The organism is Kiloniella sp., assembly GCF_048259265.1.
Lineage (GTDB): Bacteria > Pseudomonadota > Alphaproteobacteria > Kiloniellales > Kiloniellaceae > Kiloniella.
Genome location: NZ_JBLXHT010000002.1, coordinates 544829 through 568050 on the forward strand (window position 1 = coordinate 544829; position 23222 = coordinate 568050).

Sequence of the window (23222 nt, forward strand, 5' to 3'; positions counted from 1 at the left end):
GTCGGTACTCAAAGGTCAATGACCTCTATATGTCCATACCCCCTTAAAGGCCAGCGTCTTCTGCCAAGCCCAGCATCAAGTTAAGGTTCTGTACAGCAGCCCCTGATGCTCCTTTACCGAGGTTATCAAGCCTTGCTATTAAAAGCGCTTGGTCTGCCGCGTCATTTGCGAACACAAAGAGCTCAAGTTCGTTACTTCCATTTAAAGCATCGGGCCTTAGAAATGCCGCACGTTCCAGGTTTTCCGAATTGTTCAGGTTCTTGACCTTCACAAAGCGGCTGTCTTGATAATGTTCGGCGAGGTTTTCCTGTAACAAGGTGCCGCTTACGCCACTTTTCGTCTGGGCATAGTGTAGTGGAATTGAAACCAGCATTCCTTGGGCGTAGTCACCGACAGAGGGCATGAATAACGGCTTATGCGTTAAGCCATTGTGCTGCGTCATTTCGGGCACATGCTTGTGCTGCAATGAAAGCCCATAAGTACCAAAAGGCTCGGCTTGGCCGCCTTCGTGAATTTCGATAAGGGCTTTACCGCCCCCACTGTAACCGGAAACACCCTGTACGTTGATCAGAGTATCCTTGGATACAATGTTTCGTTCAATCAAAGGCCGCAACAACGCAATAGCACCGGTTGGGTAACAGCCCGGATTACTCACGCGTTTGGAATTGGCGATCTTTTCCCGATGACCTTCTGTCATTTCCGGGAAACCATAAGTCCAATCGGGGGCAATCCGATAAGCCGTTGAGGCATCGATAATGCGTACATCAGGATTTTCTACCAGAGACACAGCCTCTATCGCTGCTGCATCCGGCAGACACAGAATGACAAGATCTGCAGAATTTAAGAGCTCTTTTCTTGCTGCTGCGTCTTTACGCAATTCAGGTGCAATCGATAGTATTTCAAGGTCTTGACGATTTTCCAGGCGTTGACGGACCTGCAGGCCAGTCGTGCCAGCTTCGCCATCAATAAAAATTCTTTTGCCTGTCGACATTGGATTAACCTCAAAAAATAATAATACGTGCCCTATAACTACACATTATTTTTTGTATTTCAATACAGAAACTTAGATATTCGTATACATGCTAAGTAAGTGATCGAACACAACAGCTATGGGGGCGTTTGAGAATATTGATCAGCTAATTTTACGCGAGCTTATTAAGTCATAGCTAAAGCTGATTTCTTGTAAGCATATAATTGACCAAATAGCACTTCTACTTGGTCAATTATATCAGTTGTTATTTCAGCTCTAACCCTGCAGCGTTTCCGTTTTTACGGCCCAGAACGGTCGTTACAACATCACCTGTTGTCTGTTGGCGGGTTGAGATAAAGAAGTGTCGGTCACCCAAAGCATAAACAACAAAACAGTTTTCTGGTTGGGGTATTTCAAACAGGTAATTAAAACAGATCAGGTTGGTTCGTATCTGCCATGTACCCTGAACAAGTTGTGTGAAATCGTAATAGGCGATCCGGCCATCGCCAGAAAGAAACTCTACCCAGCGATTAGCGTTGGGGTCTTGTTCAGATTTTGTATGATCCACATATTTGCCGTACAGGGTATTTCCAGAAAAGGCCCCGACAATATCAGAGCCCATTAGCTGTGTTGCTCCGGCGGCGATGAGCTCTTGATCACTGTAGTAGGTTTTTGTGTCATCGACAGCTGGTGTTGTGATGCAACTCGCTAAAGAAAAAGAAAGCAGTAACAAAATCGCTTTGTAATTCATTTTCATATTCCTTATTGGCCTATATAGTCTTTAGACCTAATGTTCTTTTTTGAGAGCAAAGAAGCTGTGTTTTTTACATGCATATATTAAGCCAATAACCTGTTTAGCTTACTTTTAGAACAGAAGGAAGGTCGGCCTCAAAGGCTTTGATTTCCGCACGTAACCATCTGCGAAAAGTTTTTGCTGATTGCGAGGGTTCCCGTAATTCTGAATGTACTAGATAGTAACTAAAAGGAGATTGTTTCCAGTCAGTCATTGCAGGAACAAGATCTCCCGATACAAAATCATCTGCAATAAGAACCGATCGGCCCAACATTATCCCCTGCCCTTGTCGTGCTGCGCCAATCAAAAGGTGCGTATCACTAAAGGCAATACTATCACCTTCTATGCCAATGTTTCCGGTTGTCTGGTTCAGCCATCTTTCGAGAGAAAGTTTGATGCCTTCTGGTCCGCCAGAATCTTTTAAAAGCGTGTAATCAGAAAGATTTTTATCCCCAGACATTAAATCAGGATGACAGGCAGGGCCGATCATTTCGTCCATAAGTTTTTCTTCCACAACACCTTTATAGCTTCCCGGTCCATAGCGAATAGCCAGATCGATGTTTTCCCGTGCGAGGTCACTAAGGTAATCAGATGTCAGCAGTTCAAGTTGAATATCCGGATAAGCGTCCCTGAATTTTTTAATTCTCGGGAAAAGCCATTCGGCGGCGAATGACTGCAGGGTTGAAATACGGAGCTTCTTTTTATCCTGTCCCGTAAGGCTTGTCGTAAGATCGTCCAGGTTATCCAAAATAACTGTAAGCTGTTTTAGATACTCTTCCCCCTTTTCTGTCAGGGCAAAGCTGTTGGGGCCACGATCAAGAAGTTTGATACCTAGCCACTGTTCTAATCCTTTGATTTGCTGACTTACAGCGGACGCAGAAACGGACAGTTCAGCGGCAGCAAGGGAGACACTTCCTGCTCTGGCTGCGGCCTCGAAAGATTTGACTGCATTTAGCGGCGGTAATTTACGTTGCTTTAGCATTAGAAAAACTTATTCAGCCTAATATCTTCTTGTTTTACAGAAATTATATAGCAACCCATATTGAAAACAACGCCGCATACTGCTCTGTTATCATATAGCGAGCTAAAGCGGGAAAAATTATAATTTATTGTTTATGAAAGTTAAGAAAATGGCCTCGGCTTTTCGTTTGAATATTGGCGTCGCCCAAATGTCTTTGGCGATGTTCCTTTCCGGTTTTATTGGCTTGTTCGTTTTTGAATCCGGGCAGACCCCTTTTAATGTTGTTTTCTTCAGGTGTGTCTTCGGGGCAATCGGACTTGGTCTGTTTTGCTGGTGGAAAGGCTATTTTACCGCGGATGCCCTGAACAAAAAGAATATTACCCTTGCGCTTTTAAGCGGTTTTGCACTGGTTTGTAACTGGATCCTGCTTTTTACATCTTTCAAGCTGTCGCCGATCTCTATTAATACAGCTATTTATCATACGCAGCCTTTCTTTCTTGTTCTCTTTGGTGCGCTGTTTCTGGGCGAAGCGTTCAGCCTTCACAAGTTTGTGTGGCTTATTCTCGCTTTCCTCGGCCTAATTTTTGTTATTGAACTTGATGTCAATAGTTTTCAGGGCGATACGTCTATGATCGAAGGTGCCGGTTTTGCCTTGGGTGCGGCCATTCTTTATACAATTACAACAATCATCACCAAGCGGTTAACTGGCATGCGCCCACACCTGATTGCTTTTATTCAGGTCACCCTAGGTATTGTGATGTTGAGCCCTTTGGTTGACTTCTCAACGGCCCCCACACTAGCTGATACCAAAGTTTGGGGTTATCTACTCGCTCTTGGTCTGATTAATACCTGTTTCATGTACATCATTTTGTATTCGGCTTTCCAGAAACTTCAGACACCCGTGATTGCTGTTTTATCTTTTATCTATCCGGTGGTTGCTTTGGGTGTAGATTATGTTTTTTACGATCAAATGCTAAGCACTCTTCAGTTCACGGGTATTATGCTCATCCTGGTTAGTGCAGCCGCCGTCAATCTTGGCTGGAAAATCTTTCCGTCAGGGGTGAAAGTAAAAGAAAGCAGCTGATCAAGGAATTCTGTAACAAGAGATGTGCTGATCCCCTTCTCTTGTTACTTTCTTATTTGGCTTATCAGTGCTCTTTCAAAAAGTGATCTTGTACGGCAAACCAGTGCTTCACAAAATCGATAAATTTCCTGACCTTGATCGGTAGGTGTGTCTGATAGGGATAGACAATAAAAATAGGATGGAGTTTTGTTCGATAAGAAGGCAACAGGCGAACGAGTTGCCCTTGGGCGATTTCTTCCTCTGCCAGATAAGATGGTAACTTACCAATCCCACCACCGGATAAGATGGCTTTCTTGAGCATGGGAAAGTGATGAACACAGAGCTTTGCTTCTATGGAAACACGATGGGATTCTGCTTCATTTTGAAAATGCCATAATGTTGGCTCTAGCTTTCTCGCATTTAACAACAACTGGTGTATCAACAAATCCTGCGGTTTTGTGATAGCGGGTTTGTGTTCCAGATACTGAGGTGATGCACAGATATATTCTGTCCAGTTACCCAGTTTAATCGGCACTAGATTATCTTCCATCGTTGTTGTTGCACGAAAGGCAATGTCGATGTTTTCTGATTGCAAATCCCTAATTTTGTTATCGAGTTCCAGTTCAAACTTTACATCTGGATAAAGGGCATTAAACCCAAGCGTAATATCGCTTAAAAAAGCTTCCCCGAATGAAATGGGTGCAGACAAACGAATAGAGCCCGAGACTGTTCCCTTTATAGCTTCAAGATCCTTTTGGGCCTTCCTAACGCTTCCTGCGATTTCTTTGCAGTGATCGTAAAAGATACTTCCGGCTTCGGTCAGGTCTAGCTTACGGGTCGTTCTGAAAAGTAATTGCGCGTTGAAGTGTTTTTCCAGCCGGGAAACAAGCTGGCTGACATGGGCTTTCGAATAGCCAAGGCGCGTAGCAGCGCGGGTGAAGCTACCCTCTTCCACGACAATGGCAAAAACTGCCATGGCTTCTAAATGATGATTATTAGCATTCATATGAAAACAATATGTTCATAATTGTTGGTATTATCATTTTAAATAAAAACAATAAATTTACCAGCAGTGAATGATTTATTTCCGGAAATGATCCGGTTTTGTCCAGAAGTGATTTGATCTTATAAGGAGATTACCATGAAAATAATTTTAGTCGGCGCAAGTGGTACAATTGGCAAAGCGGTACACAAAGAACTGTCTGTTCGTCACGAAGTTATAACCGCAGGGCGTTCTACGGGGGATCTACGGATCGATATCACCGATAAAGAAACCATCAAAACTGCTTTTGCCTCTGTTGGAAATTTTGATGCGCTGGTTTCCACGACGGGCTCTGTTCATTTTGGTGAATTTATGGAAATGAACGAAGAAGAGTATATGGTCGGGATTAGAAACAAATTGATGGGCCAGGTTAATCTTGTCCTAATTGGACGTGATTACATTACACCCGAAGGTTCTTTCACCTTGAGTACCGGAATACTGAACCGCGATCCCATACGCTTGGGTAGTTCTGCGGCAATGGTCAATGGTGCGATCGATAGCTTCGTGAAGGCCGCTGCGATGGAAATGCCAAACAGGGTTCGTATTAACTCTGTCAGTCCAACGGTCATCACAGAGGCAATGGACAGCTACGGTCCTTATTTCAGAGGTTATGCCCCCGTTGATGCTGATCTGGCTGCGCTCGCCTACAGCAAGTCTGTGGAAGGTATACAGACAGGCCAGACCTATATTGTAGATTAGATGACACCTGTACTGACTGGTATTACTCTTGGTTATCAACGAGTATTACCCGTTAGAAGAATCTCTCTCTTTCTGAAAAATGCTGTGACCTAACAAAAAAACTTTAACGACTCATTACGTAAAAATATCGAACAGTTAAGCTTAACTATGGCGCATAGTGCTCCTTAGATGACTGGAGTATAGTTTCTGAATTAAGGAGTATTTTAAGCTTATGTCTATTATTATTGCGATGTGTACCTATGCCCTGACCATGTCGATTTCACCGGGGCCAGTGAATGTTATTACCATGACATCCGGCCTGAACCATGGGATTTACCGAACCATTCCTTTTGTCGCCGGGGCAACGATTGGTTTTACCCTCTTGCTCTTTGCCATTGGTTTGGGCGCGGCAGAGCTAACAATACTGTTTCCTCATACCATGCAAACAATAGGTTATGCTGGTGCGGTATTTATGTTGTATATGGCCTATAAAATAGTATTTTCGAAAGGTGCCATTTCTCTAGAAGAAGGCACAGAACCTGGTTTTTTTCAGGGTATGTTGCTCAATATTTTAAATCCTAAAGCCTGGATTGCCTCAATTTCAGGAGTAACAGCTTTCACAACAAAGGGTGATCCTTCTAGTCTTTTTCTGTTCTGTGCTTTGTATTTTGTAATCTGCTTTATTGGCGTGGGCGCCTGGGCTGTGGTTGGAAAACAGGCCAAGATTCTGGTTCAAACAGAAAAGCACCTGCGCCTGTTCAACATCTTTATGGGAACAGGCTTGGCCGCGGTCGCTCTCTATTTACTTTTGTTCTAAATTCTCAAGCCGAGAGCAGCAATGCGTTGCAAATAAATGCCGCCCTTTGGCTCTGTGCATATCTAGTGTATTTACGTTATAAAAATATACTTATCATGGCAGAAAACAGATCAGAGAATTGAATTACATTCTATCAATGTTCAATTCATAAACTGTTTCATAGTTTAATGCTTCTGTTTCAACAAAACCTATAGCTTGAATGACTGAGTTTGAAGCCAGATTTTGATTATGGATGACAGCTTTGAAGTGTCTTACGGACATGTTTTCTTTTAAGTGCTTTAACATCATTTCGGTTGCGTGTTTTGCAATACCTTGATGCCAATATGGGCTAAAGACAACGTAAGCTACTTCAGCTTGTCTTGTTTTCTTGTTCAGCGTTGCCTGTACATAACCCAAACATTTGTCGATTTGTTGATGTTTTATAATCCAGTTTAACCAAAGTTCGCTGTTGTCGGGGGAAATACCTTTTTCACGTCGTTTATAGGTACGGCGTAAATCCTCAAGACTTTTTGGCGGAGCATCATCCGTAAAGGTGTAAAGCTGGGGATCACATAAACCGGGATACATTACTTTTGCATGTGCAGCAGTAAGTGGCTCTAGCGTTATATCTGTATAATCCATCCAAAGAACTTACGATATACACTTGTATAATCCAACAAAAAGGACCGCCAAACTGGCAGCCCTTTTCGAATTTCTGAACTTCTACTCTTCGAAGCTTAACGCTTGGAGAACTGGAAGCTACGACGGGCTTTCGCCTTACCGTATTTCTTACGTTCAACAACACGGGCATCACGTGTAAGGAAGCCGCGTGCTTTAAGCGCAGGACGAAGGCCTGGCTCGAAGTAAGTAAGAGCTTTTGAGATACCGTGACGAACAGCACCAGCTTGACCAGAAAGACCACCGCCTTTTACTGTGCAAACCACGTCGAACTGACCAGTGCGCTCAACAGTCTCGAAAGGCTGTGCGATCATCATACGTAGAACTGGACGCGCAAAGTAAACTTCTTGCTCGCGACCGTTTACGGAGATTTTACCAGTACCTGGCTTGATCCATACGCGAGCAATGGCGTCTTTACGCTTACCAGTAGCATAAGCACGACCTTGTGCGTCTAGTTTTGGCTCGGCAACAACTGCGGTTGTATCTTCGACTGCAGGTGCTGCACCGCCAAGATCACTCAAAGAGTTGAGGGTTTCTTCAGCCATTGTTACTGGCTCCTCTTGTTCTTGGTGTTTTTAGAAGCAAAATCCAGAACTTCTGGCTGCTGAGCTTCATGATTGTGGTCAGGACCAACAACAACGCGAAGGTTGCGCATTTGCTGACGACCGAGAGGACCTTTAGGAACCATACGTTCGATAGCTTTTTGAACAACACGCTCAGGGAAGCGACCGTCCAGGATCTGACCAGCTGTACGTTCTTTGATACCGCCAGGGTGGCCAGTATGCCAGTAGTACTTTTTGTCAGCCAATTTGTTACCTGTAAGGGCGACTTTCTCGGCATTGATGATGATAACATTATCACCACAATCCATGTGTGGTGTGAATGTTACTTTGTTTTTACCGCGCAGGATATTTGCGACTTCGACAGCCAAGCGACCAAGAACAATGCCTTCAGCATCGATCACGAACCACTTTTTCTCGATATCTGCGGGTTTAGCAGAATAAGTTTTCATTTAACAGAGCCATTGCATACTGTTGTAATAAGGGGCAAGACACACCTTAGTGCTCTTGCGTTGGTGGGTTCTAATACAGTGTATAACAGCTGTCAAACAAAAACATTTCAGAAAAATTTTATTTTCCTAATAAAAACAACAAGTTAAAATTACGGTAATATAGTACCCCATAAATTTGAGCTTTTTTATCCTTAGAAGTAATAAATCTGTTGTCTGTATGAGAACTGCGCGTAAAGATGTGACTTCGTATATAATATTAAATATGGAGTATGTATGACCAAGACATCAGATGTCGTTATTGTCGGTGGAGGCATTATCGGAAGTGCCGCTGCTTACTTTCTGGCAAGTAATACGACATTTAATGGGAAGATTACCGTCATAGAAAAAGATAGCAGCTATCAAGGATCATCAACAACCTTGTCCGCAGCGTCAATTCGACAGCAATTTTCAACACCCGAAAATATCAATATATCCCTCTTTGGTATAGATTTCCTGCGTAACCTTTCTGAACATCTGGTATTAGACACAGGGCAACAGCCCACAAATGCGCTGGATATAGGCTTGCAAGAAAAGGGGTATTTGCTTCTCGCCAGTGATAAGGGGCAGGAAACACTTTATTATAACAATCAGATACAAAATGAACTCGGGGCTGATATCTCGCTTCTTACCCCTGCCCTCTTAAAAGAGCTGTTTCCCTGGATGAACTGTGATGATATTGCCCTAGGGTCTTTGGGGCTGTCGGGTGAAGGCTGGTTTGATGCCTATAGCCTGTTGCAATTGTTCAGGGCAAAAAACAAAGAGCTGGGCGTTATATATAAAGACGGTGAAGTTACAGGATTTGAAAAATCTGGTGATGAGATTATCGCTGCTGAATTGAAAACATCTGAAAGTGTTTCGGGGGAAAAAATTTCAGGCGAACATTTTATTAACGCTGCGGGGCCTATGGCATCACGGATTGCCGCTATGGCTGGAATTAGTATTCCCATTGAAAGCCGTAAACGCTGTGTCTTTGTCTTTAACTGTCGCGAAGAAATAGCTACCAGTCCGCTTGTCGTTGATACCAACGGGGTATATTTCAGGCCAGAGGGCGAGCATTTTATCTGTGGGACCTCTCCGCTGGATGGTCATGATCCCGAGTGTTTTGACTATCATGTGGATTACGATCTTTTTGATGAGCATATCTGGCCCACACTTGCCAATCGGGTCACGGCTTTTGAGTCAATTAAACAGATCAATGCATGGGCGGGACACTATGCATACAACCTGTTGGATCAAAACGTTGTACTGGGAACACATCCGAATGTTGGTAATCTTTACTTTGCCAACGGCTTTAGCGGGCATGGCCTGCAACAGGCACCGGCGGTCGGGCGTGCGTTATCAGAACTGATTATCTATAGAGAATACCGGAGTCTGGATCTGTCCATTTTTGGTATGGAAAGAATTATCAATAAGACCCCAGTTAAAGAGCTTAATGTGATATAGGTATTAACATTAATTAACCATGGTAAGGTATTGTTATTATTATAATATGTGGCAATACCTTTCCATGGGAATACTTTCTCCCCTCTTCTGTTCACATTCTTACCACTTTTTTGCCCCAACACGGCTTTGTTTTATTCCTTATATTGAAGTCATGGGAAACTTTAAAAGAATAAATCGCACAGATATGCGGGCTAAAATGTCTATGTCATCACATAAAGATATGAATGAAGATATTGATGTCGATCGTTTGGTTTGGGATGTCGAGTACAGAGAAATCGTCAAGCGACTTTTACAACCACAAGGCAATTCATCAATCTCATTAGGCGCTTAATCCCCACTCGTAAGACCTTTGGCCATCTTATCCTTTTGTGATAGAATTTCCATTATGCCAAAGAACAAAAAACAATCCCCAAAACCAAACTCCAAACAACTTAAGTGGCTTAAACGCGGCCTTGATCAAGCGGGTGGAAAACTGCCTCTTTTTGATGAACAGGGTCAACACTATGATGTCCGGTTGATACAAGCTTGTATTGATTACGGATGGGCTGAGCCATGGTTTAGTAATGCTCTGAAACCCGACTGGATTGTTTGCAAGCTGACGAAAAAAGGTAGAGATTTTTGCCACTCAGACTCTCGTTCATCTGCAAGAGCATCAGCTCCTTAAGTCTCTCTTTGCGTTGATTTCCTTAATTGACGCTTTCATGAAACCTCTGTGAAAAGTCAGACAATCATTGACTGTTTAGTCAAAGATGCTTAGGTTTTAGGCTCATTGTGCGGTGCACAATAAAGTGTTTTTTGGTATATTAGATTTAATGGACGATATTACAGCAAGGAAATAGTTATTCTTTCTGCTTTATCTTTTGGCCTGGTTCTCGTGTGAATAGAAGGTTTTATATAGTTTTTTGAACTGATAAAGCTGCTTTATTAATTAGGGGTAGATGACGTGTTATATACATACTTCGATATGCAAAGTGCTGCTTTGGGTCCAATGCGCGCTATGACGCAGCTCACAAAAACCTACTTCAATAACCCTCTGTTCCCTCTTTCCCAAACTTATATGGGGAAAATAATGGCCGCCGGTGCTGATGTGATCGAAGGTGTCATTCGCCATCGCGGGAAACCGGAATGGGGATTTCAAGCCTTATATCGCGAAGACGGCATTCATCCGATTGATCTTGCCAGAATTGATCACAGACCTTTCGGGGATCTCATCCGCTTTAAGTGTGATCTTGCAGAGTCTCCGAAAAAGATCCTGCTGGTTTCCCCTATGTCAGGACACTTTGCAACCCTGTTGCGTGGAACTGTTAAGACCCTTGTCGAGCATCATGAAGTTTATGTCACTGACTGGACGGATGTCAGTAAAGTTCCGGCGTCCGATGGCGATTTTGGGCTTGATGAATATATTGAATATCTGGTCGACTACATGAAATTGCTAGGCCCGGACCTACATGTGATTGCTGTATGTCAACCTGCGCCACTGGTTCTTGCTGCGGTTTCAATTTTGGCGGCAAATGATGATCCGGCACAACCAAGCACCATGACTCTAATGGGTGGGCCAGTTGATCCAGGTGCTGCTGAGACCGAAGTCACCAAGCTCGCGGATAGCAAATCTCTTTCATGGTTTAGGGATAACTTGACCGCAACTGTACCTCTTCAGTACGAAGGGTCTGGTCGACGCGTTTACCCAGGATTTCTTCAGTTGGCAGCGTTTATATCCATGAACTCTATGCGTCACGTGGATGCGCATATGCAGCATTTTAACAACCTTATCAAAGGTGACGGAGATTCAACAGAAAGTCATAACAAGTTTTATGATGAATATCTTTCGGTGATGGATGTTACGGCTGAATTTTACCTGGATACAATTCAACATATCTTTCAGGAAAGAAGCCTTCCCAAAGGTACGATGACATGGAAAGGTCAACCAGTTGACCCATCAAAAATAAAAAAGACCGCACTTCTTACTGTCGAAGGCGAACTAGACGATATTTCTGCGCCCGGACAAACCGAGGCTGCGCACGAGATGTGCTCTTCCCTTGCAAAAAGCAAACATAAAAATCACGTAGAACCCGGGGTTGGACATTATGGTATCTTTAATGGCCGAAAATGGCGCGAAAGCGTTTCTGTCGTGATTAATAACTTTATCGAAAAGCATCATCCCAAGTCATAATTGACATAACAATATCGTTAATAAGTCATAGAGTTAATTATCTTTTTATAAATATGTACTATTTAGGATTAAATGTAAGTTACATCTAACCTTTCTTGGTGCTCGCCCATGCCATTTTTACGTCATTCATATTTGCTTATTCTTGTTCTATGCTCTTCTTTGATCCTGAGTGGGTGTGAAAGTGTGTATGACGACACCAAAGGTTGGGGCGTTGATTTGTGGGACGATATAAAGAAGGGTTCTAAGCAGGCTGCAGACTCAACAAAAGAAGCGCTTGGGTCGCTCTCTGAAGATAATGACAGCGCAGAGGCCGTTAAAGAAGACAAAATTGAAATGTCTGCTCTTGATACTAATGATGTCGAAGAAGCAGATCAAAAGGGGCCGGTTATTACCCCTGCTCCTTTAAAAAACTCAGAAAAAATAGCACAACCGCCCGTTATCAAAGCTACGGGAAAATATGCTGTTCATTTATCTTCGAATAAAAGTAAAACCAGCGCTGAAAAAGAATGGGCCGAGTTGAAAAATGCCTTTCCCAAAGAAACTAACGGATTAAGCTTGCAACTGAAGCCCGTTAAAATCACAGGAAAAGGCACATTTTATCGTGTGTTAGGTGCCGCTTTCGGCGATCGGGCCGATGCGAATAAAGCTTGTGAAGCCTTTAAGCGCAAAAAACAGTACTGCGTACCCATTAAGTTATAAATAGTTTGTCGTCTAAGGCTCTTAAATGCCAAGGGTTGCTTTAAGTTGTGCAACTTTTTCTCTGGCACCTTTGACAACAAAGCCAATATCACTCCCATCCAGAACCATATCGTATCCGGATTTAAAAAGTGCTTCGGCATTTCTATTCGGTGTTGGAAGTGCGCCAAGTAGTTTTCCGGCTTCTTTTACGATTTGCTCGACCTTATATATAGCCTCTAGAACTGCAGGGTGATCTGTTTCCCCAGGATACCCCAAGTCAGCAGAAAGATCTGAAGGGCCAATAAAAATCATATCCACACCATCGGTGTTCGCGATTTCTATTGCATTTTCAACGCCTTCTGCGCTTTCTATTTGACAAATCAAAAGCACCTGATCGTTGAAATTTTTTAAATAACTTTGAGAATTAACACCGTAACCAGCAGCTCTGACAATGGTCGAGGCGACCCCTCTTTTTCCTTGTGGCGCATAATGAGCTGCCGCGACGGCGTATTCAGCTTCTTCTTTATTGGAAACAGACGGCACCATAACACCATCGGCCCCAGCATCAAGAACACGTTTTATCTTCGCACTGGAATTACTTGAAACTCTGACATAAGCTTTAGGACCATAAGCTTTGGCTGCTTGCATTTGGGTAATAGCATCCATTACTGAGCCGGGGCCATGCTCAAGATCAATCATTAAACAGTCGTTCCCTGCCTGCGCAATAATCTCGGTTGCAATCGGACTAAACATATCAATCCAGCATCCAAAAACGGGATGATGATCGCCAAGTTTATTTTTAAGCTGAGGACTTGCCATTTTTTATATCCATTGTTTGAAGAAAAATTCGCGCGCGTGATCGAGGGTTTATCAAATCGATTGTCTGATAAATATACGTTAAGCGAAGCGGTTACAGATGAAAAGTCTAATTGAGCGAAGGGCCAAAGTGAATAAGTAAGCAAGCCAGCCGAGGATGCATAGAAAAATGCATCCTCCTAGAACACTTTTTCAAGGTTCCAGATCACGACTTACTTGTTGCGTGATAAGCGGCTCGCTTTGGGAAGTGCGTCCAATCGCGCCCCGAGATTGAGCCTCGAGGCAGCGTACAGACCCCTTTTCCCAAAGCCAGTTATCAATGATTTCCGTTTTACTAGCGGATTAATACTGAGCGACTACAGGAATAGATATAGGTAATATTTGATCTATGTAAAGTCCCATGACATTTGACCCGATCGCATAAATGTAAGTATTGGAATAATTCAATTAATCCATACCTTCAGCTAGATCGGCTAGTTCTTCGATATCATTGATTTCGAGTTGACCGTTAGTTGGAATAGAAATAATTCCTTTTTTCTTTAAATTGGTCAGGGTTCTACTAACTGTTTCGGTTGTCAGGCCCAAATAATCACCAATATCAGAGCGCCCCATTGGCAGGGATATTACATCGCCTGTGCCAGTCTTACTTTTGGTCCGTTTTGAAAGGGTTAAAAGGAAGCTAGAGACTTTTTCAATGGCCGTTTTTCGACCAAGCAATAACATTTGATCTTGTGCAAGAACGAGCTCGTTAGAGAGCATGTTCAAGAGGCGGTTTTCCAGATTAGGAATTTCTTTTAACAGCGCTTCAAGCTTTGCTCGGGGAAATCTACAGAGTTTACAGTCTTCAAGCGCTTCAGCCGAATAGGCATAGCAATCGTTCATCGCAATACCAAGGAAGTCGCCAGGAAAAAGGAACCCTGTCATTTGCCGACGACCATCAGGAAGCAGTTTATAAAGCTTTATCGAACCAGCCGTTACATTAAACAAAAAGTCAGCGGGGTCCATTTCATTGATGATTGTGACACCTTTGCCAACTTCTACGGCTGTTGAAATGGATGATAGTTTTTTAAGATCGTCGCAAGAGAGTGCGTGGCAAAGGCTCATTCCAGCAACGTTACATTTTTCACATGGAGAGTTCACCAAAGGGTTGGATGAGGCCGTTTGGGCAAAGTGTGAGCCACTTCTCATTCGTTTATCATTCCTGACTAATTTTTTTATAGTACATTGATACTACGACAAGAGTACTAAAGAAACACGTAACAAATTAATTCAGTTTATTATTTCTGTGCGTCATATTGACCTACATCAAAGACTTATTTTTCTATCGTGACTTCAATAACCTTAACAAAGTCATATGTGGGTAGTAAAGCCGTGCAATTTGCCATTAAACCATTGAATCAATCTAACACTGTTCAGGTGTTGCCTTTAATTCAAACATTAAAAAGTGACATTACAACAGACCAATGGATGGATTATGTAAATAGCTTTATCGGCAGAGATAGCCGGGAATGTGGTATTATCACAGTGAAAAATACCGCTGGATATTATATGGGGATTCTTTGTTACAAAGTAGTCGAAGACGTTACGCATCAGATAGTTATGGATGTTACTAACTACGTTACTGCAGATATGCTTGGCCGCAACGATATATCTGAAACTCTTTTGGAATGGCTGGAAGATCAAGCTTCAGAACGTGGATGTCAGGCAATACATCTAACAATTGATATTCGAAATGAAATTATTCCTGAAAGTGGTTATACTAAGTCCATACCGAACCAACTAATCAACAAAGGGTATGTTTGTGACGCAGTCAGGCTTTGTAAAAAAATAACTGAAAAATTAATCACTCGACACTAATCGGTAAAACAAAATTTACGATTCTTTTTTGAGGGTGCGTCATCCCGTATCATTGACTTAGATCAATGCTCTTTTGTACTTGATTGGTAGATTACGGGGTACTATGGGGTGTTCTATCTCACAGTATTATCACGTTTTTTATGATAAAAGGCGACTTCAGGAATGACTCGGGAAACTACCGCAAAAGCAAAAATGCCCCTCGACGGGTGGGTAATAGCTGCGGCATTGGTGATTGGCACATTTTACGCCACACTAACAGCCGCGCGAACCGAAGACCCGGTAATGTCTGTACATGCATATATCTTTGCAGGTGCATTTTTACTTGGAATTTTTGGTATAATTAAGGCTTATTTTGACAAATCAGAGAGCCTTGCAACTCAATCAGTAGACGCTCCAATAGAATATGATCTTAAGGTCATTAAGGCTGGGGTGATCGCCTCTGTTTTCTGGGGGATTGCTGGTTTTTTAGCTGGTGATACAATTGCCTTTCAATTGGCGTATCCAGACTTAAACTTTGATACTTCTTATTTCAATTTTGGTCGATTGCGTCCTCTCCATACATCTGCGGTAATTTTTGCTTTTGGTGGTAACGTTCTTTTGGCGACATCTTTTTATGTTGTTCAAAGAACCTGTAAAGCTCGCCTTCCCGGTGTTTTCTCCTCATGGTTTGTATTTTGGGGATATCAGCTCTTTATTGTTGTTGCTGCAACCGGTTATTTAATGGGCGCAACGCAGGGTAAAGAATATGCGGAACCCGAATGGTATACAGATATTTGGCTGACGATTGTCTGGGTTGTTTATCTATTTGTTTTCCTTGGTACACTTTGGAAGCGCCGTGAACCGCATATATATGTGGCTAACTGGTTTTATCTGGCTTTCATCGTCACGATTGCCCTCTTACATATTGTCAACAACCTGACTGTTCCGGTTTCCTGGACCAGCTCTAAGAGCTATATTCTTTTTGCCGGGGTACAGGATGCGCTAACACAATGGTGGTATGGGCATAATGCTGTTGGCTTCTTCCTGACGGCTGGTTTCTTGGCGATTATGTATTATTTCGTCCCTAAAAGAGCTAATCGCCCGGTTTATTCCTATCGCCTTTCAATTGTTCACTTCTGGTCTTTGATTTTCATGTACATCTGGGCCGGACCTCACCACTTGCACTATACAGCGCTTCCTGATTGGGCACAGACATTGGGAATGACCTTCTCAATTATGCTCTGGATGCCATCATGGGGCGGCATGATCAACGGTCTTATGACACTGTCTGGTGCTTGGGACAAACTGCGTACCGATCCGGTATTACGGATGCTTGTTGTATCAATTGCCTTCTACGGTATGAGTACCTTCGAAGGTCCTGTGATGGCCATTAAGGCCGTGAATTCACTCAGCCACTATACTGACTGGACTGTTGGACATGTTCATTCTGGTGCGTTGGGCTGGGTTGCGTATGTCAGCTTCGGTGCTCTTTATTGCCTTGTCCCATGGCTTTGGAACCGAACACAGCTCTATTCTTTGAAGTTGGTGAGCTATCACTTCTGGATCTCCACTTTTGGTATCTTGCTATACATCACGTCCATGTGGGTGTCCGGTATTCTACAGGGCCTAATGTGGCGTGCGTATGATGATCTTGGCTTCCTAGAATACTCTTTCGTAGAAACTGTCGAAGCGATGAATCCTTTCTATTGGATCCGTGCAATTGGTGGTGCCTTCTTTGTGATCGGTTCTTTGATCATGGCTTACAACCTGTGGCGGACAGCCCGTGGAGATGTCAGAACGGAAAGTCGTTCACTTGCTCCTGAAGCTGTTCCTAGCCCCGTAGCTGCAGAATAAGGAGGGTTTAGATCATGATTAAACATGACATATTTGAGAAAAACTCAATCGTACTACTAATCGGGATCCTGATTGTTGTTTCAATCGGTGGTCTTATCGAAATTGCACCGCTTTTCTTTCTTGAGAGTACAATTGAAAAAGTGAAAGGGATGCGTCCTTATTCTCCTTTGGAGTTGGCAGGACGTAACATTTACATTCGTGAAGGCTGTCATAACTGTCACTCGCAAATGATTCGTTCTTTGCGCGACGAAGTAGAAAGATATGGTCACTATTCTCTCGCGGCTGAATCAATGTACGATCACCCCTTTCAATGGGGGTCAAAACGTACAGGGCCTGATTTAGCAAGAGTTGGCGGTAAGTATTCTGATGAATGGCACAAGGAACACTTGGTTAATCCACGTGGTATTGTTCCTGAATCTGTAATGCCTGGGTATCCTTTCCTTCTTGATGCGCCTCTTCGTTTTAACGATATCAAAGAACATCTGGAAGCGAACCGTATGGTCGGTGTTCCTTATAGTGACGAGATGATCGAATTGGCAGAGGCGGACTTACGTGCCCAGGTTGATCCTGACGGTGATACTGATGGATTACTTGCTCGTTATCCAAAAGCACAAGTTCGTAATTTTGACGATAATGCCAAGGTAATTACTGAAATGGATGCTTTGATTGCCTACCTGCAAATGCTTGGCACCCTCGTGGACTTCTCAGCCTATAAGGCTGAAGGCCCGGAACTGCGATAAGGAGACTGTTATGGAATACAACGACATTTCTACTTTTTCGCAAACTTGGGGGCTTGTGTATCTGGTTGTGATGTTCTTGGGTGGCGTTATTTATGCGCTTTGGCCAAAGAACAAAAGCAAGTTTGATCACGCCGCTCAAATTCCATTAGAGGATGACTAGTTATGGCAGGAAATCCAAGAAAAGACGAGATCTCTGGTGTCGATACTACAGGTCATGAGTGGGATGGCATTGAAGAACTGAACAACCCTCTTCCCCGTTGGTGGTTATGGGTACTCTACGCATCTGTAATCTGGTCCATTGGGTACTGGATTGCGATGCCAGCCTGGCCAGGTATCAGTGATTATACCAAAGGTGTATTGGGTTACTCCCAACGCCAAACGATTATGAACGAACTGGCAGAAGTAAAAGCCGGACGTGCTGATATCGAAGCAAAGATCGTCGCATCCAGCTTAGAAGATATAGCAAAAGACCCGAACCTTAACCAGTACGCTCTTGCTGCTGGCCAGGCGGCTTTTGGCGATAACTGTGCCGGGTGTCACGGTAGTGGTGCCCAAGGTGCCAAAGGCTACCCGAACCTGAATGATGACCACTGGTTATGGGGCGGGTCTCTTGAAGACATCCACTACACCATTAACTATGGTATTCGTTCTACGCACGATGAAACCAGATATAACGATATGACCGCGTTCTTGACTAATGAGATTCTGGAAAAACAGGAAATTTCTGACGTTGCGGAATATGTGTTGTCTCTGTCTGGCACATCAAGTGACAGTGAGGCTGCTCAACGTGGTTTACCTATTTTCGAAGATAACTGTGCCGCTTGTCATGAAACAGGTGGTGTGGGTAATCGTGAGATGGGGGCACCAAATCTGTCAGATAAGCTTTGGCTCTTCGGCGGTGATAAGGAAACCGTTGTTCAGTCCATTTCTTATGGCCGTAAAGGTGTTATGCCGACATGGGAAGCCCGTTTGGATCCTGTGACAATTAAAGCCTTGAGCATTTATGTTCACTCCCTCGGTGGTGGAGAATAATACAAAGGCCTATGTGCGGGAGAGCTCTGCCTCTCCCGTATTATAAAAAAACAAACTTAACGTCAGAAAAGAACGTCTGTAGAGATGAGCACCAAGCTGGAACAGATCGTTAAGGAAGCCACCGTAGAGGTGGAGGCCGTTAACAAAAAAGAGAACCGTCCTCTCTATAAAAAACGTGAACCTATTTTCCCAAAACGTGCAGAAGGTCAGTTCCGCCGGTTAAAGTGGCTGATTATGATCGTCACGCTTTCCATTTATTACTTAGTTCCTTTTATACGCTGGGATCGTGGTCCCGGTGCACCGGATCAAGCTGTTCTTATTGATTTTCCGGGCAATCGTTTTTATTTCTTTTTTATCGAACTCTGGCCACAGGAAGTATACTACATTACGGGTATTCTTATTGTTGCCGGGCTTGTTCTTTTCTTTTTTACCAGTCTTTTTGGTCGCGTGTGGTGTGGCTATGCTTGTCCACAAACCGTCTGGACCGATTTATTTATTGCCGTTGAGCGTTGGATCGAAGGTGATCGGAATGCTCGGATAAAATTACATCGTCATAAATGGGATTTTGAAAAGGTCTGGAAATACACCCTAAAGCATACAATCTGGTTGATCATTGGTATGGCAACGGGTGGCGCATGGGTATTTTACTTTGCTGATGCCCCTACTCTCTTAGTCGACTTGTTTACATTACAAGCCGATATAACCGCCTATTCCTTTGTCGCCTTACTGACTTTTACGACATACACCCTTGGTGGACTATCTCGGGAACAGGTTTGTATCTATATGTGTCCGTGGCCCAGAATTCAGGCCGCAATGATGGACGAAGATTCATTGCAAGTTACCTATCGTAAAGATCGTGGCGATCCCAGAGGACGCGCAAAAAAAACACAGGATGATAAGGCCTTTGGCGATTGTATCGATTGTAAGCAGTGTGTTGTTGTCTGCCCTATGGGCATTGATATTCGCGATGGTGCTCAATTGGAATGTATCAACTGTGCCCTTTGTATTGATGCTTGTGACGGCATTATGGATAAAATGGGAACTGCCCGGGGATTGATTGGGTATGACACCGACGCCAATATGGCCCGACGGTTAAAGGGCGTGCCGCAAAAGTTCAGCCTTTTACGTATGAGGACGGTATTTTACGCCGTTGCTATCTTTGCTGTTTGCGCCTTTATGGTCTATTTGCTTGCCAGTAGATCGCCCTTGGATCTTAATGTGTTGAGGGATCGTAATCCGTTGTTTGTCCAGCTGTCGGACGGCAGTATCCGAAACGGTTATACTGTGAAAATTCTCAACAAAGAACGTATGCAGCAACAGTTCCTAGTGACGGTTACAGGCCTTGATTTTAAGGATATTAAAATTAACGATATTGAAAATGTTGGTCCAGTACCCGTTGTCGACGTTAAATCCGATAACCTGAGGAGTGTTCATTTGTTCCTAACGGTTGATGCACAAGAACTGGAAACGGCCTCTGAACCAATTACAATCACTGTCACGAATAAAGAGACTGGATATAGCGTGTCTAATGATAGTGTATTTATAGGACCGAACAAATGACTATAGCAGAAAGCGTATCTGTAATGAACAAGGTCTCTACCCCACAAAAGGAAAAGAAATTTACCGGAAAACATTTCCTGATTTCTATTTTATCTTTTTTTGGTGTCATCATCGGTATGAATATCGCATTTATTTATTTTGCGACGAATACATGGACAGGGCTGTCCAAGGAAAATGCTTATGTCGATGGCTTGAACTATAATCAAACGATTGAAGCTGCAAAAATTCAAGAAGAACTCAACTGGCAGAGCTCTCTGGAACTCGTTTCCCAGGGGGCACAGAAAATGATTTCCTTTACATTGCAGGATCAAAATAACCTTAATTTGTCTGGGTTTGACGTTACCGTAAAAATTGGTCGCCCTACTCTTCAAGGGTACGATCAAACACTTGTACTTGCGGAAAGCAGCCGTGGACAATACGAGGCTGTTATTGATCTTCCTTTAAAGGGCCAATGGCATGCCAGTCTTTCTGCAACATCTCCGAACGGGACACCCTTCCAGTTGGAAAAACGTTTTTTCGTGAAGTAGCTTTATAATGTCAAAGTGTTGTTCTGATCTCAATAACCCTAACGTTGAAAACCAGCCAGAGATATCTGCCAGTATCGACCCGACTGCTTACGTCTATAAGAATGAGATAGGGCTTTCACAATTACACTTAATTGTAGATACCATTCACTGTCCATCCTGCATTCGTCTTATTGAGGGTAACCTCAACAAAATGGACGGGATTGAAACAGCACGTGTAAACCTGTCGACAAAACGGTTGTATGTTCTTTGGGACGAAACTAAGACATCAGCCAACGCCATCGTACACAAACTTGACGATCTTGATTTTCCGCCGACGCCCTATAACCCAGCACTTATGAGCTCTGCGAGTAATAAAGAAGACAAAACGCTTTTGAAAGCAATGGGTGTCGCCGGTTTTGCCGCTGCAAATGTTATGTTGCTGTCAATTGCAGTCTGGTCAGGTGTTGATGATATGGGACCAGCAACGCGTGACTTATTACATTGGGTATCTGGCCTCATTGCCTTGCCAACAGTTGCCTATTCAGGACAGCCCTTTTTTAGATCAGCAATTGCAGCTCTGAAAACGCGCAGTTTGAATATGGATGTACCTATATCGCTTGCTGTTCTTCTCGCAGTGGGGATGAGTGTTGCCGAAACCCTGCAAAGTGCACAACATGCTTATTTTGATGCATCCGTTATGCTTTTGTTTTTTCTTCTGATTGGCCGATATCTTGATCGACGGATGCGCAGTAAGGCGCAGTCTGCGGCACAGAACTTGTTATCGCTTCGGGCCATTGCGGCAACTATTATCAAAAATGACGGGACGCATGCTTCGCTGCCTGTAGAGGCTGTTGAACCGGGTATGAAAGTTGCCATTGCTGTCGGAGAAAAAATTCCTGTGGACGGTACTGTCATAAGCGGGAACAGCGAAATTGATAGCTCTTTGATCACTGGGGAATCTTTACCACAAAAGGTATTGGTAGGCGATGCCGTCTTTGCTGGCACACTTAACGTCTCTACACCTATTGAGGTCGAAGTCACAGCGCAAGACGATCAAACACTGCTTTCTGAAATTGTTAAATTGATGGAAACAGCGGAACAAGGGCGTGCAAAATATGTACGTCTTGCTGATCGAGCCGCTCAAATTTATGCGCCTGTTGTTCATATTCTCTCTGCACTCACCTTTATTGGATGGTGGGCCCTAGGTGATGGTGGATGGCATTTAGCATTAATGAATGCAATTGCCGTTTTGATTATAACCTGCCCCTGCGCTTTGGGACTTGCTGTACCGACAGTGCAGGTTGTTGCTAGTGGCCTGCTACTACGTAGAGGTATCTTGGTGAAAGCAGCTGATGGGTTAGAACGGTTGGCTGATGCAGACGTTGTGGTCTTCGATAAAACAGGTACCTTGACCAAGGGGCGACCTGCTTTAACCAATAAAGATACCGTTTCACCAAGCGATTTATCTTTAGCGGCTTCACTGGCCCTTTCAAGCAAACACCCTCTTTCAAAGGCATTGGTCGCCGCCGCTAATACGCCTGTTGTCAAGCAAGATCAAGTGCATGAAGAACCGGGACAAGGTTTGGAATGTTACTTGAATGATAACAGAGTTCGTATTGGTAATCGAAGCTGGTGTGGTATCGTTGATGACGATCAAGCACCTGATGACGAAGTTAGTGAGCTATGGCTCTCTGATAGTACGGGTAAAAAGGTTCGGTTTACTTTCGAGGATCAATTGAAAGATGATGCATCTGCCGCTATTGATTATGCACAAAAACATCTGAAGTCTGTTGAAATCCTCTCGGGTGATAGAGAGAACCCTGTAAAAAAAGCTGCCAAATTGTTGTCTATTAAAAAATGGATTGCGGGGGCTAATCCAAAAGACAAAATTTCATATTTAGATTCATTAGCTGATCAAGACCATAAGGTTTTGATGGTGGGAGATGGATTAAATGATGCCCCCGCATTGGCCAGTGCCTTTGTATCTGCTTCCCCGGCGACAGCTTCAGATATTAGCCAGACAACGGCCGACTTTATTTTTCAGGGAAATAAACTCAAGCCAATCGTAGAGGCAATAACGGTTGCAAAAAAAGCGCGAGATTTAATTTTCCAAAATTTTGGGTTGGCAATTGTCTATAATATGATTGCTGTACCACTGGCTATGAGTGGATATGTAACGCCGTTAATTGCATCACTTGCGATGTCAGGATCATCCATTGTGGTTACTCTTAATGCCTTGCGGCTCAGACTTTCAGAAAAAGGAGCATAAAATGACAGCTCTTACATTTCTTATTCCTATCGCTCTTTTACTTGGCTTGCTTGGGCTTGCTGCTTTTTTATGGTCTTTGCGCACAGGACAATATGATGATCTGGAAGGTGCGGCCTACAGAGCTGTATTTGATGATGATCCAGTTGAAGATGAAGACTTTTGCAAGCACAAATCTGACAGCGACGAAAAAGCTTATACCGTACTTAATGAGGCCGATTACGATGTAAAAGAAAAGGGACAAGACGGCTTGAATAAGTCATTCCCGAAATGTTGTTAAGCACAATAA

General features: G+C 43.4%; 26 protein-coding genes. 17 read left to right on the plus strand and 9 right to left on the minus strand.

Annotation, left to right across the window (positions count from 1 at the left end; genetic code table 11):
* Positions 1 to 43: 43 nt before the first annotated feature.
* From argC to ACN0QW_RS05810, 3 genes are all read right to left on the minus strand, one after another.
* Complete coding sequence (argC, locus tag ACN0QW_RS05800; RefSeq protein ID WP_417429575.1) at positions 44 to 991, minus strand: N-acetyl-gamma-glutamyl-phosphate reductase; 948 nt, start codon at positions 989 to 991, stop codon at positions 44 to 46.
* 244 nt (positions 992 to 1235) lie between these two features.
* Positions 1236 to 1721 (minus strand): hypothetical protein, encoded by a 486-nt coding sequence (locus ACN0QW_RS05805; protein WP_417429577.1) that lies wholly within the window; start codon positions 1719 to 1721, stop codon positions 1236 to 1238.
* A 103-nt stretch (positions 1722 to 1824) separates the two neighbouring features.
* Entirely contained in the window at positions 1825 to 2745 is a 921-nt protein-coding gene (locus tag ACN0QW_RS05810; protein WP_417429579.1) for a LysR substrate-binding domain-containing protein, read from the minus strand.
* A gap of 148 nt (positions 2746 to 2893) precedes the next feature.
* Here ACN0QW_RS05810 and ACN0QW_RS05815 point away from each other — a divergent pair, with 148 nt between their 5' ends.
* Positions 2894 to 3808 (plus strand): DMT family transporter, encoded by a 915-nt coding sequence (locus ACN0QW_RS05815; RefSeq protein ID WP_417429581.1) that lies wholly within the window; start codon positions 2894 to 2896, stop codon positions 3806 to 3808.
* A gap of 64 nt (positions 3809 to 3872) precedes the next feature.
* Here ACN0QW_RS05815 and ACN0QW_RS05820 read toward each other — a convergent pair whose 3' ends face one another.
* Positions 3873 to 4793: a LysR family transcriptional regulator gene (locus ACN0QW_RS05820; RefSeq protein WP_417429583.1), complete on the minus strand. Its 921-nt coding sequence runs from the start codon at positions 4791 to 4793 to the stop codon at positions 3873 to 3875.
* Positions 4794 to 4928: 135 nt separating this feature from the next.
* On the opposite strand from ACN0QW_RS05820, the gene ACN0QW_RS05825 reads away from it, so the two are divergent.
* Together ACN0QW_RS05825 and ACN0QW_RS05830 are read left to right on the plus strand one after the other, a co-directional pair.
* Complete coding sequence (locus tag ACN0QW_RS05825) at positions 4929 to 5528, plus strand: short chain dehydrogenase (RefSeq protein WP_417429585.1); 600 nt, start codon at positions 4929 to 4931, stop codon at positions 5526 to 5528.
* 211 nt (positions 5529 to 5739) lie between these two features.
* Entirely contained in the window at positions 5740 to 6324 is a 585-nt protein-coding gene (locus tag ACN0QW_RS05830) for a LysE family translocator (RefSeq protein ID WP_417429587.1), read from the plus strand.
* 123 nt (positions 6325 to 6447) lie between these two features.
* Here ACN0QW_RS05830 and ACN0QW_RS05835 read toward each other — a convergent pair whose 3' ends face one another.
* The 3 genes from ACN0QW_RS05835 to rplM form a co-directional block, all read right to left on the minus strand.
* Positions 6448 to 6945, minus strand: coding sequence for a GNAT family N-acetyltransferase (locus ACN0QW_RS05835; protein WP_417429589.1), 498 nt, complete (start codon positions 6943 to 6945; stop codon positions 6448 to 6450).
* Positions 6946 to 7040: 95 nt separating this feature from the next.
* Positions 7041 to 7526, minus strand: coding sequence for a 30S ribosomal protein S9 (gene rpsI, locus ACN0QW_RS05840; protein WP_299380841.1), 486 nt, complete (start codon positions 7524 to 7526; stop codon positions 7041 to 7043).
* Positions 7527 to 7528: 2 nt separating this feature from the next.
* Positions 7529 to 7993: a 50S ribosomal protein L13 gene (rplM, locus tag ACN0QW_RS05845; protein ID WP_047765626.1), complete on the minus strand. Its 465-nt coding sequence runs from the start codon at positions 7991 to 7993 to the stop codon at positions 7529 to 7531.
* 273 nt (positions 7994 to 8266) lie between these two features.
* Here rplM and ACN0QW_RS05850 point away from each other — a divergent pair, with 273 nt between their 5' ends.
* The 5 genes from ACN0QW_RS05850 (at position 8267) to ACN0QW_RS05870 (ending at position 12344) form a co-directional block, all read left to right on the plus strand.
* Positions 8267 to 9475 carry an NAD(P)/FAD-dependent oxidoreductase gene (locus ACN0QW_RS05850; protein ID WP_417429592.1) on the plus strand — a complete coding sequence of 403 codons (1209 nt, stop codon included), beginning with the start codon at positions 8267 to 8269 and terminating at the stop codon, positions 9473 to 9475.
* Between the two features lie 202 nt (positions 9476 to 9677).
* Positions 9678 to 9806: a hypothetical protein gene (locus ACN0QW_RS05855; protein WP_299380839.1), complete on the plus strand. Its 129-nt coding sequence runs from the start codon at positions 9678 to 9680 to the stop codon at positions 9804 to 9806.
* 54 nt (positions 9807 to 9860) lie between these two features.
* Positions 9861 to 10139 carry a hypothetical protein gene (locus ACN0QW_RS05860; protein WP_417429594.1) on the plus strand — a complete coding sequence of 93 codons (279 nt, stop codon included), beginning with the start codon at positions 9861 to 9863 and terminating at the stop codon, positions 10137 to 10139.
* Between the two features lie 279 nt (positions 10140 to 10418).
* Complete coding sequence (locus ACN0QW_RS05865) at positions 10419 to 11645, plus strand: polyhydroxyalkanoate depolymerase (RefSeq protein ID WP_417429596.1); 1227 nt, start codon at positions 10419 to 10421, stop codon at positions 11643 to 11645.
* Positions 11646 to 11861: 216 nt separating this feature from the next.
* Positions 11862 to 12344 carry an SPOR domain-containing protein gene (locus tag ACN0QW_RS05870; protein ID WP_417429598.1) on the plus strand — a complete coding sequence of 161 codons (483 nt, stop codon included), beginning with the start codon at positions 11862 to 11864 and terminating at the stop codon, positions 12342 to 12344.
* Positions 12345 to 12365: 21 nt separating this feature from the next.
* On the opposite strand, the gene ACN0QW_RS05875 is transcribed toward ACN0QW_RS05870, so the two are convergent.
* Both ACN0QW_RS05875 and ACN0QW_RS05880 read right to left on the minus strand, forming a co-directional pair.
* Positions 12366 to 13142 (minus strand): HpcH/HpaI aldolase family protein, encoded by a 777-nt coding sequence (locus ACN0QW_RS05875; RefSeq protein ID WP_417429600.1) that lies wholly within the window; start codon positions 13140 to 13142, stop codon positions 12366 to 12368.
* Positions 13143 to 13586: 444 nt separating this feature from the next.
* Positions 13587 to 14327 (minus strand): Crp/Fnr family transcriptional regulator, encoded by a 741-nt coding sequence (locus tag ACN0QW_RS05880; protein WP_417429602.1) that lies wholly within the window; start codon positions 14325 to 14327, stop codon positions 13587 to 13589.
* A 183-nt stretch (positions 14328 to 14510) separates the two neighbouring features.
* Between ACN0QW_RS05880 and ACN0QW_RS05885 the strand changes: the two genes are divergently transcribed.
* From ACN0QW_RS05885 to ccoS, 9 genes are all read left to right on the plus strand, one after another.
* Positions 14511 to 14996 carry a hypothetical protein gene (locus ACN0QW_RS05885; protein WP_417429604.1) on the plus strand — a complete coding sequence of 162 codons (486 nt, stop codon included), beginning with the start codon at positions 14511 to 14513 and terminating at the stop codon, positions 14994 to 14996.
* A 162-nt stretch (positions 14997 to 15158) separates the two neighbouring features.
* Positions 15159 to 16829 carry a cytochrome-c oxidase, cbb3-type subunit I gene (gene ccoN, locus ACN0QW_RS05890; RefSeq protein WP_417429606.1) on the plus strand — a complete coding sequence of 557 codons (1671 nt, stop codon included), beginning with the start codon at positions 15159 to 15161 and terminating at the stop codon, positions 16827 to 16829.
* 14 nt (positions 16830 to 16843) lie between these two features.
* On the plus strand, positions 16844 to 17569 hold the full coding sequence (gene ccoO / locus ACN0QW_RS05895; protein ID WP_417429608.1) for a cytochrome-c oxidase, cbb3-type subunit II: 726 nt from the start codon (positions 16844 to 16846) through the stop codon (positions 17567 to 17569).
* 10 nt (positions 17570 to 17579) lie between these two features.
* Positions 17580 to 17729, plus strand: coding sequence for a cbb3-type cytochrome oxidase subunit 3 (locus ACN0QW_RS05900; protein ID WP_299380544.1), 150 nt, complete (start codon positions 17580 to 17582; stop codon positions 17727 to 17729).
* 2 nt (positions 17730 to 17731) lie between these two features.
* Positions 17732 to 18601, plus strand: a complete 870-nt coding sequence (ccoP, locus tag ACN0QW_RS05905) for a cytochrome-c oxidase, cbb3-type subunit III (protein ID WP_417429611.1) — start codon at positions 17732 to 17734, stop codon at positions 18599 to 18601.
* An 84-nt stretch (positions 18602 to 18685) separates the two neighbouring features.
* Positions 18686 to 20161 carry a cytochrome c oxidase accessory protein CcoG gene (gene ccoG / locus ACN0QW_RS05910; protein WP_417429613.1) on the plus strand — a complete coding sequence of 492 codons (1476 nt, stop codon included), beginning with the start codon at positions 18686 to 18688 and terminating at the stop codon, positions 20159 to 20161.
* Positions 20158 to 20688, plus strand: a complete 531-nt coding sequence (locus tag ACN0QW_RS05915) for a FixH family protein (RefSeq protein WP_417429615.1) — start codon at positions 20158 to 20160, stop codon at positions 20686 to 20688. Before ccoG ends, ACN0QW_RS05915 begins: the two co-directional genes overlap by 4 nt.
* 7 nt (positions 20689 to 20695) lie before the next feature.
* Positions 20696 to 22936: a cation-translocating P-type ATPase gene (locus ACN0QW_RS05920; protein WP_417429617.1), complete on the plus strand. Its 2241-nt coding sequence runs from the start codon at positions 20696 to 20698 to the stop codon at positions 22934 to 22936.
* A gap of 1 nt (position 22937) precedes the next feature.
* Complete coding sequence (ccoS, locus tag ACN0QW_RS05925) at positions 22938 to 23213, plus strand: cbb3-type cytochrome oxidase assembly protein CcoS (RefSeq protein WP_417429619.1); 276 nt, start codon at positions 22938 to 22940, stop codon at positions 23211 to 23213.
* Positions 23214 to 23222: the final 9 nt, after the last annotated feature.